The organism is Paraburkholderia caffeinilytica, from assembly GCF_003368325.1.
Taxonomy (GTDB): Bacteria; Pseudomonadota; Gammaproteobacteria; order Burkholderiales; family Burkholderiaceae; genus Paraburkholderia; species Paraburkholderia caffeinilytica.
Genome location: NZ_CP031466.1, coordinates 2,026,662 through 2,041,802, shown reverse-complemented (window position 1 = coordinate 2,041,802; position 15,141 = coordinate 2,026,662). Strand labels below are relative to the sequence as shown.

The 15,141-nt window shown below is 66.0% G+C and carries 8 protein-coding genes; 1 reads left to right on the top strand and 7 read right to left on the bottom strand.

Going from position 1 to position 15,141, the window contains the following annotated elements; genetic code table 11:
• Positions 1 to 78: 78 nt before the first annotated feature.
• The 7 genes from DSC91_RS09075 to bcsD are packed head-to-tail and all read right to left on the bottom strand — an operon-like array spanning position 79 to position 13,370.
• Positions 79 to 4,899, bottom strand: a complete 4,821-nt coding sequence (locus DSC91_RS09075; protein WP_115777811.1) for a cellulose synthase subunit BcsC-related outer membrane protein — start codon at positions 4,897 to 4,899, stop codon at positions 79 to 81.
• Positions 4,890 to 6,098 carry a cellulose synthase complex periplasmic endoglucanase BcsZ gene (gene bcsZ, locus DSC91_RS09070; RefSeq protein ID WP_115777810.1) on the bottom strand — a complete coding sequence of 403 codons (1,209 nt, stop codon included), beginning with the start codon at positions 6,096 to 6,098 and terminating at the stop codon, positions 4,890 to 4,892. The genes DSC91_RS09075 and bcsZ overlap by 10 nt, the downstream gene beginning before the upstream one ends.
• Positions 6,099 to 6,108: 10 nt before the next feature.
• Positions 6,109 to 8,697: a cellulose biosynthesis cyclic di-GMP-binding regulatory protein BcsB gene (gene bcsB / locus DSC91_RS09065; RefSeq protein WP_115777809.1), complete on the bottom strand. Its 2,589-nt coding sequence runs from the start codon at positions 8,695 to 8,697 to the stop codon at positions 6,109 to 6,111.
• Between the two features lie 3 nt (positions 8,698 to 8,700).
• Positions 8,701 to 10,902: a UDP-forming cellulose synthase catalytic subunit gene (gene bcsA / locus DSC91_RS09060; RefSeq protein WP_115777808.1), complete on the bottom strand. Its 2,202-nt coding sequence runs from the start codon at positions 10,900 to 10,902 to the stop codon at positions 8,701 to 8,703.
• Positions 10,899 to 11,687, bottom strand: coding sequence for a cellulose biosynthesis protein BcsQ (gene bcsQ, locus DSC91_RS09055; protein ID WP_115777807.1), 789 nt, complete (start codon positions 11,685 to 11,687; stop codon positions 10,899 to 10,901). Before bcsQ ends, bcsA begins: the two co-directional genes overlap by 4 nt.
• The gene (gene bcsP / locus DSC91_RS09050) at positions 11,684 to 12,868 is read right to left on the bottom strand and encodes a cellulose biosynthesis protein BcsP (RefSeq protein ID WP_229758167.1); all 1,185 of its coding nucleotides are present in this window, start codon (positions 12,866 to 12,868) and stop codon (positions 11,684 to 11,686) included. The genes bcsQ and bcsP overlap by 4 nt, the downstream gene beginning before the upstream one ends.
• A gap of 46 nt (positions 12,869 to 12,914) precedes the next feature.
• A complete protein-coding gene (gene bcsD, locus DSC91_RS09045) occupies positions 12,915 to 13,370 on the bottom strand; it encodes a cellulose biosynthesis protein BcsD (protein WP_115777806.1) in 456 nt (151 codons plus the stop codon).
• A gap of 596 nt (positions 13,371 to 13,966) precedes the next feature.
• Between bcsD and DSC91_RS09040 the strand changes: the two genes are divergently transcribed.
• Entirely contained in the window at positions 13,967 to 15,112 is a 1,146-nt protein-coding gene (locus tag DSC91_RS09040; RefSeq protein ID WP_115777805.1) for a GGDEF domain-containing protein, read from the top strand.
• Positions 15,113 to 15,141 lie beyond the last annotated feature (29 nt).

Below are 15,141 nucleotides of genomic sequence, written 5' to 3'. Positions count from 1 at the left end.
AGCCAAAAAGCCAGATCAAGAAAAGGCCGCCGCCGCAGGCAAACAAACACCCAAAGCCCCCCGCAGGCACCCCCCTCCTTAATTCGACAACGACAAATAAGGCGAACTGAGCGGCGTAGGCGGGAACGGCTGCAACCCCGTCTGCTTGCTAAAGCTATACCGCACATAAACGGCGGCAAGCCACTCACGATATTCATAAGCATTGCCGAGCGAGGCGGTCGCCCCAAACGCCAACTGCGGCGCCAGTTGATATTCCCCCACCGCGCTGAGCGAATAAGAAACCCCGGTCTTACTCTGCCCGGGATAAACCGCGCCACTATCGACACCCGTGCCGATAAGTTTGGCCTCCGCCGCCGCGTCACTTTGGCGGCTGGAACCATCGTTGAGCGGGAAATAATTCGACGCGTCCTGCCGATAATGCTGCACGCCAATCGACCCCTTCACGTCATAAGTAAACTGACCATTGCGCCCTGTCCACTCCACCGGCAGATTCAGGATCATGTACTGCTGCGGACTGAAGTAGCCACCCTGACCATAGGTGTAGTACGACAAGTTCTTGTTATAGGTCATCAGCGTCGTGTTCACACCGACAGTCAGCGTCTGATCGGCATCCTTGAACAGGCGCGTGTAGACACCGCCGCCGCCTTTGACTGCGTTATTGCTCGCGACGTTATAGCCCATGTAGTGCTGGTACGCGGCATTCACATACAGGCCGTTGGTGCCGTCATCCCATGCAAGGCTCGCGAGGCCGCCGTTGGACGTGACACCGCCCCACTCGAGGCCGGAGGCCGAGTCGCGCGCGCCGGCATACGACAGCAAGCTATCCGTCACCGCGCGGCGTGCAATGGCCAGCGAATACGACACCTTGTCTGTGATGGCGCCGTTGTATTGCAAGCCGCCCACGATGTTCTTCTCGGGAAAACCGAGCGGCGTCACGCCGATATCGCCGCTAAAGCTGCGGCCTTCGTAGCCGACTGACAACCCCACGCCGCTGGCAGTCTGGCTGCCGTAGTTGTTCGTGCCGGCAACCGCCGCCGTCGCAGACGTGCTGGTGGACAGCCCCGCGCCGAAGCGCGCGAGCGTCGACAGATTGCTCGCGGCGGTGCCGGCATCCAGCGTCACCGGGGTCGCCGTCACGACGATGTGGCCGTTGCCGGCCTTGATGCGCCCCTGAACCGGCGCTTCGATATCGGTCAACGTCGACAGGCCGTCCTCGCCCGTGCGGTTGCGGAACACGATCCCGCCCGACACGGTGCTCGCCTGCTCGCGATTGACCTGCGCCAGTTCTTCAGCCACGCCGAGCGTCTGCGTATTGGCCACGTTCGGCTGCGGGTAACTACCGCCGTTGCCATTCGCGCCGGGTTGCTGCGCGTAGTAGGGCTGCGCATAACCGGTCGGCGGTTGCGGGATGTACGGCTGCTGTTGCTGAGCGTAATAACCGGAGCCCTGGTTCGGATACGCCTGATAAGCCTGCTGACCGTAGGCCTGTTGCGGCGGAACCGGCTGATAAGGCTGCTGGGCGTAGGCCTGTTGCGGCGGAACCGGTTGGTAAGGCTGCTGCGCATAACCCTGCTGCTGCGGATAAGGCTGCTGGCCGTAATAGGGTTGTTGCTGCTGCGGATAGCCTTGACCCTGCCCATACGGCGCCTGCGCATAGGCCTGCGCGTTGCGGTTGCTCTTCGACGCGCTTTGCTTCTTGTTCGTCGGACGTTTCGTGCTCGTGGCCGAACCCGTGTAACGTGGCTGTTGCATCGAACCGGCATTGGCCTGTGCTTCGCGCGCGGCGGGCGACATCGGCCACGGCGTGGTCGCATAGCCGTCCGGCTGCTGCGGATACGGCGCCTGCTGCGGATATTGCGCCTGTTGAGGATACCCACCTTGTTGCGGATAGCCGCTTTGCTGCGGATACGCCGGGCTGTACTGCTGTTGCGGAGCCTGCTGCGTCGGCGGCATCTGCGCCTGGCCTTGACCCGGATACGGCTGCAACGGCGCGCCCGACTGGCTCGACCCGTTGGTCTCCTGGCCGTAGCCATCCGTGTCGGCGCCGGGGCGTGGCACGTTGTAGGGAACGGCAGTAGGCGCGGCGTTCGGCACATACGGTTGTGCAGGCGCGGTATAAGGCGCGACGTACGGCACGGGCTGGGAGGGCGGCGGATAGTTCGGCACGGTCTGTGACGGCAAGGAGGACTGCGAGTACGGAAGCGACGCACGCGCGGCATTGAAGCCGCTCTGGCCAAGCGCAGCGTTGTCGGCGTCGGTCGGCGTGATCGTGGCGGTTTTGCCTTCGAAGGGGTTGGTGCCCGGCAACGGCGTCGCGCCGATCCGGCGCATCGCGACTTCCCAGCCGCGCGGCACGTTGCCCGGCGCATTGGCGCGCGGGCCGTTGGCCATCAGCGGGGTATTGGCCGCGACCAGCGAGCGTTGCAGATAGGTCGACGCGAGCGACAGCTTGCCTTCGGCGCGATACATGCGGCCGACCGTCGCCAGCACGCCGGGGTCGCCAGGCGCCGCAGCGAGCGCCTGATTGGCGAGCGACTCGGCGTAGCTGAACTGTTTCGCGCCGGCCGCGGCGGAGATCGTCGCTTGCAGCAGATTCAGGTCGTCGGGCTTGCGCTGCAGCGCGACGCGGTAGCTGGCGAGCGCATTGCGGTCGTCGCCGGCGCTCGAATAGAGGCGGCCGAGGGCGGCTTGCAGATCGGGATTGTCGGGCATCGCCGCGAGCCACGGCGCAATCACGTCGTAGGCGCTGGCGAGATCGCCGCGCTGACGCACCGCGTCGCATTGCTTGATGACGATCCCCAGATTCAGATTGCCGAAATCCGTGCGCTGCTGCGGTGTCAATTGCATCGACGCGAGCCGCCGCATCACCATGCCGAGTTCGGCTTCCTGCTGCGTGGCGGACAGAATGCCCGCATATTGCAGCAGCAAATCGGTGTTGCCGGGCGCCGCGTTCATCGCACTGCGCACGAGGCTCAACGCGCGATTCGGGTCGCCCGCCTGCTGATACGCGGCGGCGATCACGCCGATCAGTTCGGGACTGTTGCCGGCGACCGGTTCGGCGGCGCGCAACGTCGCCAGCGCTTGTTGCGACTGGCCGTTGCGCGCCATCCGCGTGGCGAGGTCGGCCTGCTGATGCACCCACAAGCGGTGCTGCAAGGTCGTCATCGCGTCGGTGCGCTGCGCGGCCGGAATCCGTTCGAGTTGCGCGAGACCCGCGGCCCAGTCCTGCGTTTCCGCCGACAGCAGCGCGCTCGCATACAGCGCGTCGGTCATGTCGGGATGTGCGGCAAGCAGTCCGTCCATCATGCTGCGGGCATTCGCGACGGCGCCTTGGCGCACGTAAATGCGCGCGAGGTCGAGGCGCAGCCAGGGATCGTCGGGATCGTTCAGCAACGCGTCTTCGAACAGGCTGCGCGCGCTGCCGAGATCGCCGCGCGCTTCGGCCGCGCGTGCCTGCGCGGCCTGCGCTTCGCCGCGCAGACGGTTGATGCCGCCGGCCTTCGATTGTTGTTCGGTGTTCAGCTGATTGGCGAATTGCAGCGCTTCGTCGCCACGGCCTTGCGCGGCGAGCGCGCCCACAAGGCCGCGAATCGCGTCGGGGTTGTCGGCCTGGCGGCGCAACGCCATCCGGTAGGCCTGTTCCGCGCCGGCCGGATCGCCGTTCGACAGCAGCATTTCGCCGAGCAGCACCTGCGCGGTGACGTCGGACGGATTCAGCGCGATCGCGCGTTCGAACAGCGACTTCGCCTTCGCGAACTCGCCGTTGCTGCGCGCGCCGATGGCGTCGCTGGTATAGGTCCAGTAGGTCGCGCTATCGAGCGCGGTTTTCCAGCGCGCCGGATTGCCGCTGCGCGACGCGCGTTCCAGATAGTTGCGGGCTTCGGCGAAATGCTCCTGCTTCAACGCGGCGATACCCATGCCGCCGAGCGCGTCGGTGTCGTTCGGACTCGTCGCCAGTACTGACGAAAACTTCGCGCGCGCCGTGCCGAGGTCGCCACGATCGAGCGCGGCGAAACCGTCGGCGATGGTGCGGCCGCGGGCATCGACGGCGGCATTTTCCTGGGCGCGGTCACGCGCCGTCCTGTCCTGCTGAACCATCGACTCGAAGCGCGCCTTGACCGCGGCGTCGTCGGTTGCGCCTTGCAGATAGGCTTCGTAGAGCGCGGCGTCGGAGGGCCGCGCGTCGAGCCACAACAGCGCCTGCCGCCAGCTCTTTTTCGCCGACGCGCCGACCGTGCTGTCACCCGCGAGCTTCTGCAGCCGCGCGATGCCGTCGCGGCGCGTCGAGTCGCGATACGTCAGATGCTGGGCGTAGGCAAGGGCGTAGCGCGGGTCGTCGGGGTTGTCGCGGGCGAGCTGCTCCAGACCGCGGCGCGCCTGATCCCAGCCTTGCGGCGTGGCGGAGAGCGCCTGGTAATACTCGAGTTGCAGTTCGGGCGTGGCCGGTTTGCCGTTCAGCGCGCGCTGATACTCCTCGACCGCGCTCGCGCTCTGACCGCTTTGCGCAAGCCGCCGCGCGTCGTTGACGGTCTGGTCGCGCAGACTCGATTCGCCGAGACGCCGGCCCAGTTCGTCCAGATTCGGATAGGACGGCGCGACTGCTTTCAGCCGCGCGAGGTATTGCTGCGCGCCGGCGCCGTCCTTGCGGTCGGCGAGCACCATGCCCATGCCGTAGAGCGCATCGGGCTGCTTCGGGTCGATGCGCAATACTTTCTGCCACGCCTGCTCGGCGAGGTCGCCGCGGTGATGCGATTGCCAGTACTTGCCCTGGTCGATCAGCACGTTCAACGGATCTTTCGACGCCTGCGCCAACGCGTCAGGCGAAGCCATCGCCACGCAGCAGACGGCCGTGAGGCTCAGCGCGAACCGCAATGAAAACGCGAGGGCGCTCAATCGCATGCATTTCTCCAACTCGGCACGAGACGGCCGGCTTCGTCGAAACGATAGCGGCCGTCGATGAATCCGGTGCCGAACAAGCCCAGCACACGATCGTAATAAACAGGTTCGCGGCCCGGCACATGGGTGTCGAGCGCCGTGAGATGCGTACGCGCGAGGCCGAGCCCGCGCTCGTCGTCGAGCGCCTTGAAGTACGGCGCGAGCGCGCCCCAGTAGCTCAACGGTCCTTCGCCGCTCGCCGTGCCGGTGGTCGACGACACCTTCTCGGGCGGAATGCCGGTTTGCGCAACTTTCGCGCGCATGCCGCCGAGCGCCGCGAGCCAGGGTTTCGCTAGCGGGTCGGCGGGCGAGGCGAGCCCGGCCCACAGATAGACGCGGATCGCGTCGTAGCTGCCGGTGTCGCCTTCTTTCGGATCGACCATGAACTGGCCGTTCTGCCACGCTGCCCAGTCGGGCGCGAAGCCTTGCGGCGCGGTGGTCTTGATTAGCTTGTAGGTGCTGTCCGCGAGCTTGGCCCACGGACCGTTCGGCAGGTCTTTGGCAAGCGCGCGCAGCACCGGCAACGGCAGGTAGCTCGGATTCAGACGCGTCACGCCGCCATTCCTGAAGCCTTGCGGGCCGGGCAGGAGCATCGGGCCGACGCCCGGCAGCGTGGTCATTTCCTGGCGCGCGATTTGTGCGGCGAGCGCCTCGCCGAGTTGCGTATAACTCGCCTCATGCCACAGACGGCCGGCTTGCAGCAGATCGTAGGCGATCCACAGGTCGGAGTCGGACGCGGAATTCTGGTCGAGCACGCCGAACGAGCCGTCCGGCTTCTTGCCCCAGAGCCACGCTGGCAGCCGCACGTTTTGCGGATCGAACTGATTGCCCGCGAGATTGGTGCGGGTCCAGTTCAGGAGCCGGTCGAAGGTCGCGCGGTCGTTCGCGACCAGCGCGAAGAACAGGCCGTACGACTGGCCTTCCGAGGTGGTTTTCAGCGTCGGCGAGGAGTAATCGATTACGCGGCCATCGGCCTGCACGAAGTGTTCGACGAAGATGCGATACGCCGGCCAGTCGGTGTTGCACGCCCCTCCCTGGGCCGGCGTCGACGTGGCCTGGGTCACTTTGGTGATATTGGCAAAACACGTGGCCGCCGCGAGGACGAGGCCAAAGCCAAGCCCGAGTGTCAGCGCCACGCGTGTCTTGTTGATTCGAACCCGCATACCCGTCCTATCAGTCCTTGAGGCGGCGCGCGGCGATCGACCGCAGCGTCCGGTAGAAGAGACCCGCGATGATCAGCGCGGCGAGCACGCCGCCCAGCATCAGCAACAGCGGATGCGACGACAGCGCCCAGCGCAGATACTCCTGCGGCGACAAATGGCCGACATAGTACGCTTCGCCGTTCGATGTGATGGTGACGGTGCGGTCGTGGATCACGGCCATCGCGCCTTGAATCTCCTGCAGCACGTCGGCGTCGAGCAGGGCGGCGGACAGATCGGCGTCCGACTGGCCGGCCGCGCTCACCAGCGCGACGGCGCTGCGGTTCTTCTGCAGCGGCGATTCGAAACCGGTGAGGAGCGCATCGCCGTTCGAACTCACGAGCGTCAGGTCGGCGCGTGCCGGCGAGCGTTCGACACCGCGCTCGCCATGCCACCAGTCCTCGAGCTTGAAGACCACGTCGGAGAGCGAGAAGGTGCGCGAATCGCCGTCGCTGGAGAACGGCATGGACTTGGCCCAGCGCTGCAGCAGCGGTTGCTTGCCCGGCGAGCCGAAAATCAGCAGGTCCTTGTTGGCGTACTTGTCGACGTCGTCGGCGGTGCCGACGGTGACGCCGTTCACCGGATAACCCGTCGATGCGCCCATGCGGCCCATGGTCAGCAGAAACAGGCTGTAGTCGCTCGAATCGGCCTCGTTCGGCAAGACCACCGCGGTCTCGGAGAGGTCGGCCATCCGCGTGAACGGGAAGCCGCTGTTGGCGAATGCCGCCAGATCGGGCAGCGCCATGTAATGCGGGAACGACGACAGGTCGATGCTCGAGTTCGGATCGATGGCGCCGACCACGTTTTCCAGCAGACGGCCGTGGCATTCGCCGGTGTTCGGAATGTCGTAGAAGAAATGCAGGCGCACCTGGGCGCGCGGCGTCAGCAGCAGCGGCGGAATATGGACCGTGCGACGCGCCTCGGCGGTCCCGTCCGGCAAGACACGCGCGAAGTAATGGCTCAGCTCGAACACGGAGGCGGACTCGGCCGGAATCGGCAACGCCTGCACGAAGCCGTCGTTGACGCTGACGTTCAGCGATGAACGGTCCCGCAGCGGCCGCACCGTATAGCGGTAGCGCAGATCGATCGGTGCGCCCTGGGTGTGCCACATGAACAGATCGGGCGGCACGCGCAGATTGACGCGCACGGCGTCGGCGTCGTAGCCGGACACGGTCAGGTCGCGCGGGTCGGCGAGTTCGCCGAAACGCACCGGACGGTTGGTCGGCAGCCAGTTTGGCGCGTCGTACGGCGCGCGCGGCATGAGTTCGTTCAGCTGCGTGATTGTCGCGCTGGGGCCGGTCAGGGTGTTCTGGCCGATGCCGAGCGCCTTGGCGGCGGTCTTCAGTTCGGCCTCGGTGCGGCCGAGCACGAGCAGCAGCTTGCCGCGCGCCGGCGCTTGGCGATCCACCACCGCGATGGTCGGGCCGGAAATCGCCGGAATCGTCACGCCGGCCGGGCGCTGGTCGTCGGTTGCGAACACCACCGCGTTGCCCGACAGCGGCGCGTTATCCAGTTGCGCCGGAAACACCGCGCCGCGATAGCCGGCGAGCGCGCCGAACCAGGAGGCGACGATGCCGCCGGCTTCGAGCGTCGCGGCGCCGGGTTTTTGCGGGAACACGAACGGCAGCTCGAGACGGCGCACGTCGCGGCGGTCGAAGAACGGCTGCGGCAGGGCCGCCAGGTCCGGCTTGCTGGCGAGCGACGCGTAGGTCAGATCGAGCGAGCTCGCATTGCTGACGGTGGCCCATAGCGAGGAATTCGCCGGGTCCTCGCAACTCGTCGTGTAGTGACCGATCAACTGCACGTTCAGGTGGTTGAATTCGGTGATGAAACGCGGATCGATCGAGACGTCGCGCGCCACCAGCATGCCGGCCTGTTCGTGCGGCACGGGCAGCGTCGCGGCGACTTCGCCGTTCACCAGCACTTTCAGCTGGGAAATATTCGAGAGCAGCGCGGGCGAGTAGCTGTAGACCAGATGCAGGATCGCGCCGGTCACCACTTCGTCGCCGCGCACGGAGAACGCGACGCCGTTCTGCCCGTCGGTGCCGCGCAGTTGCAGCGGGTCGCGCGCGCCAAGGGCGGCGAACGTGAGCGTTTGACGGCGGCCGCCAGGCACCAGCGTGCCCGGTTCGGCGGTGGTCGGCGTCTTGATGCCCAAGGCTTTTACCGACGACGCAGCGAGCGCCGGCGTGGGCGTGGCCAGTTGCGCTTGCGCGATCGCGCCCGGATCGTAGGGAACGGCCGCGCTTGGCGCGGGCACGCTGCCCACGCCGGTGGCGACGCGCGCTGCCGGCGCGCCCTGGGTCGCTGTTTGCTGGCCGGCTTGTGACGCACCCGCGCCGCCGGACGACATGCCGGCTGCCGCGGTTGTCGCAGTCGCTGCGATTGCTTCGGCCGCCGAGGCCAGCGGCGCCGCCAGCGCGGTCTGCAACGCGAGCCAGCAGGCAAGCCCGCGCATCAGTCGTTGCGAACGGGGGCGCCCAGACAGACGCGCCTCCGTTTCCATCCCGTTGCGCTCGTGATTCGAGCGTTCGACGTTTTCCTTCGCCATCCTGTTGCGCATAGATCAGTCTTTGGTTTTTAGCTTCTTGACGTCCACCGGACGGCTTTTCATCGAGCTTCGAAGGTCGGCGTAAAGATGCTCGAAGAGTCCCACGATGCCGCGTGCGCCGACCGTCAGCACATGCGACAGGCCGCGCAGCGGCGTGTCCTGCTGACGCCCTTCGGCCCAGCCGGTCCACGCGTCGGCGCGCGCAAAGGTCGTCTTGACGAACTCGTATTCCTGCTCGCGCGTCAGCGCCGAGAAGCGCAGGCCCACGCGGCCCGGCTCCGTGAAACCGACGGTGGCGGGGAACGCGTATTCCTCGTCGCCGCGAAACAGCGACACGGTCACGCGTTCGTGCATCGGCACTTCGATCTTCGCGGGGAGCGCCACGCCGACGCCGCCTTCCGAGTAGTCGATGGTCTCGCAGGCGAGCGTGCGGCCGGTCGAGAACCTCAGCATCACCGGCATCGTCATCGCCACGCGGTGCACCGCGCGAATCTGCCGGCGCTCGCTGGCGGCGGCCACGCTCGCGCCGAGAATCAGCATGTTGTAGGTGGTCCAGCCGAGGTTCAGGATCGTCGTGTTCACCACGCTGCGGGTGTGCCAGTTCAGATAGATATGCACGATGCCGACCACGAAGCCGATCAGGTTCAGCAACAGCAGGAACAGATACGGCCGCGAGATCGCCCAGTCGAAGTAGTTCTTCTCGATCTGACCGCCTTTGGCCGTCACGTTGAACTTGCCGAGTTTCGGGTTGATCAGCGCGAGCAGCGTCGGCGCGGTGATGTACGACGCGAGCACCGATTCATAGACCTCCGCCCAGAACGAATGGCGGAACGAGCGCTGCATGCGCGAGTTGGTGATGCTCGCATGCATCATGTGCGGCAGGGCGTAGATCGCGATCGTGCTGGCGGCGGCTTCGATCACGTGCGCGCCGAAGAACAGATACGACAGCGGCGCCGTGAGAAATACGAGGCGCGGGATGCCGTAGAAGAAGTGCATCATCGCGTTCAGATAACACAGCCGCTGGCCGATTTTCAAGCCTTTGCCGGTCAGCGGATTGTCGATGCGGAAAATCTGCGTCATGCCGCGCGCCCAGCGAATCCGCTGGCCGATGTGACCGGAGAGGCTTTCGGTGGCGAGACCCGCGGCCTGCGGGATCGCCAGATAGGCGGTGGTGTAGCCGAGGCGGTGCAGCTTCAACGCGGTGTGCGCGTCTTCGGTGACGGTTTCCACCGCGATGCCGCCGATCTCTTCGACCATGGTCCGGCGCAGCAGCGCGCACGAGCCGCAGAAGAAGGTCGCATTCCACAGATCGTTGCCGTCCTGCACGAGGCCGTAGAACAGTTCGCCTTCGTTCGGCACCTTGCGGAAGGTGCCGAGATTGCGTTCGAACGGATCGGCCGAGAAGAAGTGGTGCGGCGTTTGCAGCATCGACAGCAGCTTGTCGCGCAGGAACCAGCCGAGGCCGATCTGCAGGAACGAGCGGGTCGGAATGTGATCGCAGTCGAAGATCGCGAGGTACTCGCCCTGGGTGATCTTCAGGGCTTCGTTGATGTTGCCGGCCTTCGCGTGACGGTTGTGCGTGCGGATCGTCCAGTTGACGCCGACTTCCTCGCAGAACGCCTTGAACTCGGGCCGGCGGCCGTCGTCGAGTACGTGGATCGAAATCTTGTCGGCCGGGTAGTCGAGCGCGAGGGCGGCGTAGATGGTCGGCTTCACCACCGAGAGCGGCTCGTTGTAAGTCGGGATGAAGACGTCGACGGTTGGCCACAGGTCGCGCGAGGCGGGCAGCGGCATCGGCTTGCGCTTGAGCGGCCAGGCGGTCTGGAAGTAGCCGAGCATCAGCACGACGGTCGAATAGACTTCGGCCGACACCAGCAGCAGGCCCCACGCGGCGTCGAGCGGATGTTCCCAGTACGTGGTGGAGGTCAGCCGCCAGTACATATAGCGGCCCGACGTGACCACCGAAAGCATGATCATCACCATCGTCGCGTAACGGCTGGGCAGGCGGCGGAACAGCAGCGCGGTGACGAAGCAGCAGGTCGCGAACGTCAGTTGCTCGTAGAACGCGAGCGGCACCGTGAAGACGAAGTACAGCATCGTCAGCGCGAACAGCGTGACCAGAACCGTCACGATCCGGCTGTTCCAGAAACCGGCGTCGACGAAGCGTTCGAGCCGCGATGGGCCGGCCTCGAGGTCCTGCGACTGGGGCGTGCTCATGCGACGTTCCTCGGCGAGACGGCGATCGCATCGACCGCCGCCATGAGCCAGTTGCCGCACGAGCGAAAATCGGCGGCCGCCTGGCTGAGTGGATCGTAGTGAATCAGGGTGGTGTCGCACGCGAGCGCTTCGCTCACGCCTTCGTCCAGATGGATCACACCCGGGAAGAGCTTGTCGCCGAGCATCTGGCGCAGAACCTTGAGGACGTCTTTGGTCAACTGGCGCGACTGGTCGATCTGGTTGACCACGTAACCTTCGCCGCCGAACTCGCGGCGCGGCGCAGCATACGCTGCAATCAGCCGTTCCATCAACGGAATGGCGGCGTACGAAGCCGCGTCGGCGAGCACCACGTTCAGCGCGAACGTGGCCGCGCACAACGCAGTGCGTACATACACGGATGAACCCGGCGGCGTATCGATGACGACGACGTCGGACGCGTCGAGCCGCAGCGCTTGCAGCGATTGTGCGAGCCACCTCGGCTCCAGGTCGATGTGCGCCTCGAAGCGGCGGCGATCTTCCTCGAGCACCGCGCCGTAGGGCAGCACGGTCACCCCGTCCACGCCGTCGAACATGACCGATTGCCACGGGTCGCCGGTCAACGTGGCGCGCGACAAACCGTCGATGCTGTCGAGCGGCACGCCGAAATGCAGACGCAGTGCGTTTTGCGGATCGAGGTCGAGGGCAATCACGCGCCGGCCGCTGGCGGCCAGTACGGAAGCGAGATTGGCGGCGAGGGTGGTTTTACCGACCCCGCCTTTGGCGGACACGACCGCAATGACTTTCATGAGCGACGAGGGCCGTTGACCAGCCACGAGTTGGAGGCGGCCGGCGGGGCGGCGCGCGGCGCGGCGGCCGGCACGGCAGCCGTTTGAGCAGGCGTGCCGCGCAGACGGTTGAAGACCGATTGCAGCGGCGCGGATTCGCCGGCGGGCGCGGCGGGCGCCTGTGCGAGGTTGGGTTCCCGGGCGAACAGTTTGCCGAGGATCGAAGCGGGCGGCTTCGGTGCCGCCGGCGCAGTTGTGTGGGTGGGGGCTTGCGCCCATGCTGGGGCGGGCGCCTGGGCGGGGGCTTGCGCCCATGCCGGGGCGGGCGCTTGTGTCCATGTCGGCGCGGGTGCGGAGGCGGGTGCTTGCGCCCACGTCGGTGCGGATGCGGAGACCGGTGCCTGCGCCCACGTCGGTGCGGATGCGGAGACCGGTGCCTGCGTCCACGTCGGTGTGGGTGCGGAGACGGGTGCTTGCGCCCATGTCGGCGCGGATGCGGAGACGGGCGCTTGCGCCCATGTCGGCGCGGGTTCGGAGATCGGTGCCGGTGCAATGGCGCGTGGCGTGAGGGCAGGGATGTCGGCGTGCGGCGTTGCTGCGGTCGACGGCGTGTTCGCCATAGGTTGCGACGCCGGCATCGCCGGCGTGCGGAACTGGGCTACCGGCGGAATACTCGCCGTCGGCATAACGGGCGGAATCGGCGCGGCGGCAACCGGCGCCATCTGTGCCGGGGCGAGGCTGGCCGCAGCCTCCGTGGCCACCGGCGTCACCGCCTCGATCCCCGCTGCCGCCGGCGCGGCTTGTGCAACTGGCGCCGCGGCGTCATCGTTCGTTTCGAGCGCGCCGAAACGCGAGGCGCCGCGCGGCGCGGCGGGCTGAACGGAGACGGCGACCGGCGGAATGTCCCGCCGATGCGAGCGCGTGAACAGCGGTGCTTTCGCACGCGTGACCGAAGCGGCGTCTTTGGGCGTCGTGTCCTGACGGTCGACGGCAGGCGCCGTGTCTTGCGCCGATGCCTCGCCGACAACCTCCCGGCGTCGCACGATGGCCGGAATCGCCGGCGGTGTCAGATCCAGCGTCACCAGCAACGGCCAGCGTGTGCGCGCCGACCGCGCTTCGTTTTCGCGGCCGATTTCCTGGTACGCGCTGGCGTCGCCGCCAAAATGGTCGAATAGTTTTTCGATGTCGCTCGATGAACTCATAGTGCCGCCGACTTTTTAATGACTTGCCTTGCCCTGACCGGTCCGCTCAAACAGGATGCCGCCCGAGCCGGAACTCGATCGCGGTGTCCGTGCCGTATGCGCTCGTTTGCGCCACCGAGAGGCCCTGTGCGCCCAACGCGCTCAACCACGTCTGATAGACGCCTTCGAGAAACGCCGGGGTCCATGCGAGCGCCGCGTTGCCGAATGCCTGCAGCGGCGCACAGTAATGAACGATGCGCAGAGACTCCGCTTCGTCGGACAGTTCGACGTAGCCCCAGTCCATGTCGTGCCAGCGCAGATTCAACGCCTGCGCGAGCTCGGCCGTCGACCCGCAGGCGGGCAGTTGATGCGCCGCGGCAAACCGGCAGCCGACGCGGTACATCAGTTGACGAAGCTCGCCGGGACCAATCTGCGCTTCGAACTCTGTCGCGAGCGCAGTCAGCATGCCGCGCCATTGTGGCGAGATTTGGCGTTCCAGCAGGTAATCGAGAATTGGGACCATGTTTTCCGGGAAATAGCCGTTGCCTCAGACCGCGTACAAGAACGGGCGCCGACGGCCGAACAATTGAAAGTGTTACGGGAAGGCGCGCGTTGCACGCGTCCTAGGTTACTTTTACCGAGTTTGTCTGCTCTATCCGCCACACTTCGGAGGAGTCTACTTAAGACATTAACTTTTAGCCACTTTACATTCGTCTGCTTTATAAGCGCAAACGATTGCCGCAGAAGTTTATTCGCCATGTAATTTTTCCTGCCTGAAATGGCTTGCTTGCTGTGCCACCGTGGAGGTCCGCCGCGAAGATGTTTTCGATAGATTGATTAACGGTAGATTGCGCCGATGTTTTAGCTTTTCGGTTTCGTGCTAAATGCAACGGTTTGAGTCGGGTTGCACGGGATGCGCCGCGCATTTGCCGCCGCCGGGGGCGCCTCGCGAATCTTTCAGGGTCACTGTGCCCCCAACGTCTGTCCAGACCAGTAAACTGACGCACTGGCGCCGCCTGGCCATGCGAGCGCCAACGCAAGGGGCGCAGAAGGTCAGCGCGCACGGGCACACGCAGGGGCGTGGTGCGCTATGGCGAGGCCGTTCGACTCAAAACAACAATGCTCAATCCACTCACTGTTCTCGCCGTTACGGTTTTGTCGGGCGCCATGGGGATCGCCGTGCTCGGCTCGCTATGGCGTGCGGCGATACCCGGCGTCGGCTACTGGATCTCGGCCAATGCTGTCGCGATCGTGGCGCTGCTTGCCTTTGCATTGCAAGGGCACGCGCCGCGCTGGCTGAGTTTCGTGGCGGCCAACGAGCTGCTGGCCATTTCGCTGCTGTTGGTGGTCGAAGGCTGCTACCGCTTTCTGGGGCGCCGCACGCGCCCTTGGGCTGCCTACGCCGGCGCACTTCTTGTGTTGATCGGCATTGTCTACTGGACCTTCGTCACGCCGGACTTCAACGCGCGGGTGGCGGTGAGTTCGGCGTTTCACGCGGGCCTCTACGCCATGCTCGCCGTGACGATGCTGCGCGGTCGTCCTTCGAACCGGCCACGCTACAGCTATTACTTTCTCGCCGTAGCGGCGGCGCTGTTATGCGTCGGGCATGTCTCGCGCGGCGTCCTGTACAGCTTCGGCACGCTGTTGCAGTCCGGCTTGATGCAGGTCACGCCGAGCAATGTCGCTTTTCTCGCACTGGGTATCCTCGCGCCACCGTGCCTTTCGATCGGTGTAGTGATGCTGGCGCACGATCGCCTCGCCGAGCGGCTCGAGCGGCTCGCCAATGTGGACGACCTGACGGGCGCGTTGTCGCGCCGGGCATTTCTCGCGATCGGCGACGCGTTGCTGAAGACGTCGCTGAGCAGCCGCTCGCCGGTGGCGATGGCGATCATCGACATCGATTCGTTCAAGGCGGTCAACGACGGCTACGGTCACGCTACCGGCGACCAGGTGCTGAGCCACTTCGCGGCCTTTATCAGCCGCAATCTGCGGGTCGGCGACGTGTTCGGGCGGCTGGGCGGCGAGGAGTTCGGCGTGCTGTGCCCGGCGACGACCGCGGCCGAAGCGGTGCGCCTGATGGATCGTCTGCGGGTCCGGCTCGCGGCGGCCGCGCCGGCCGAGTTGCCGTGCGAGTTGAGGTACACCTTCAGCGTCGGCGTGGACCAGCATCGGCGCAATGAATCGCTCGCCCAGTTGATGGCGCGTGCCGACAGCGCGTTGTACGCCGCCAAGGCCTCGGGCCGTGACCGCGTGATGGCGGCGTAGCGCTTACGGGGCGGGGCGCCACGTTATTT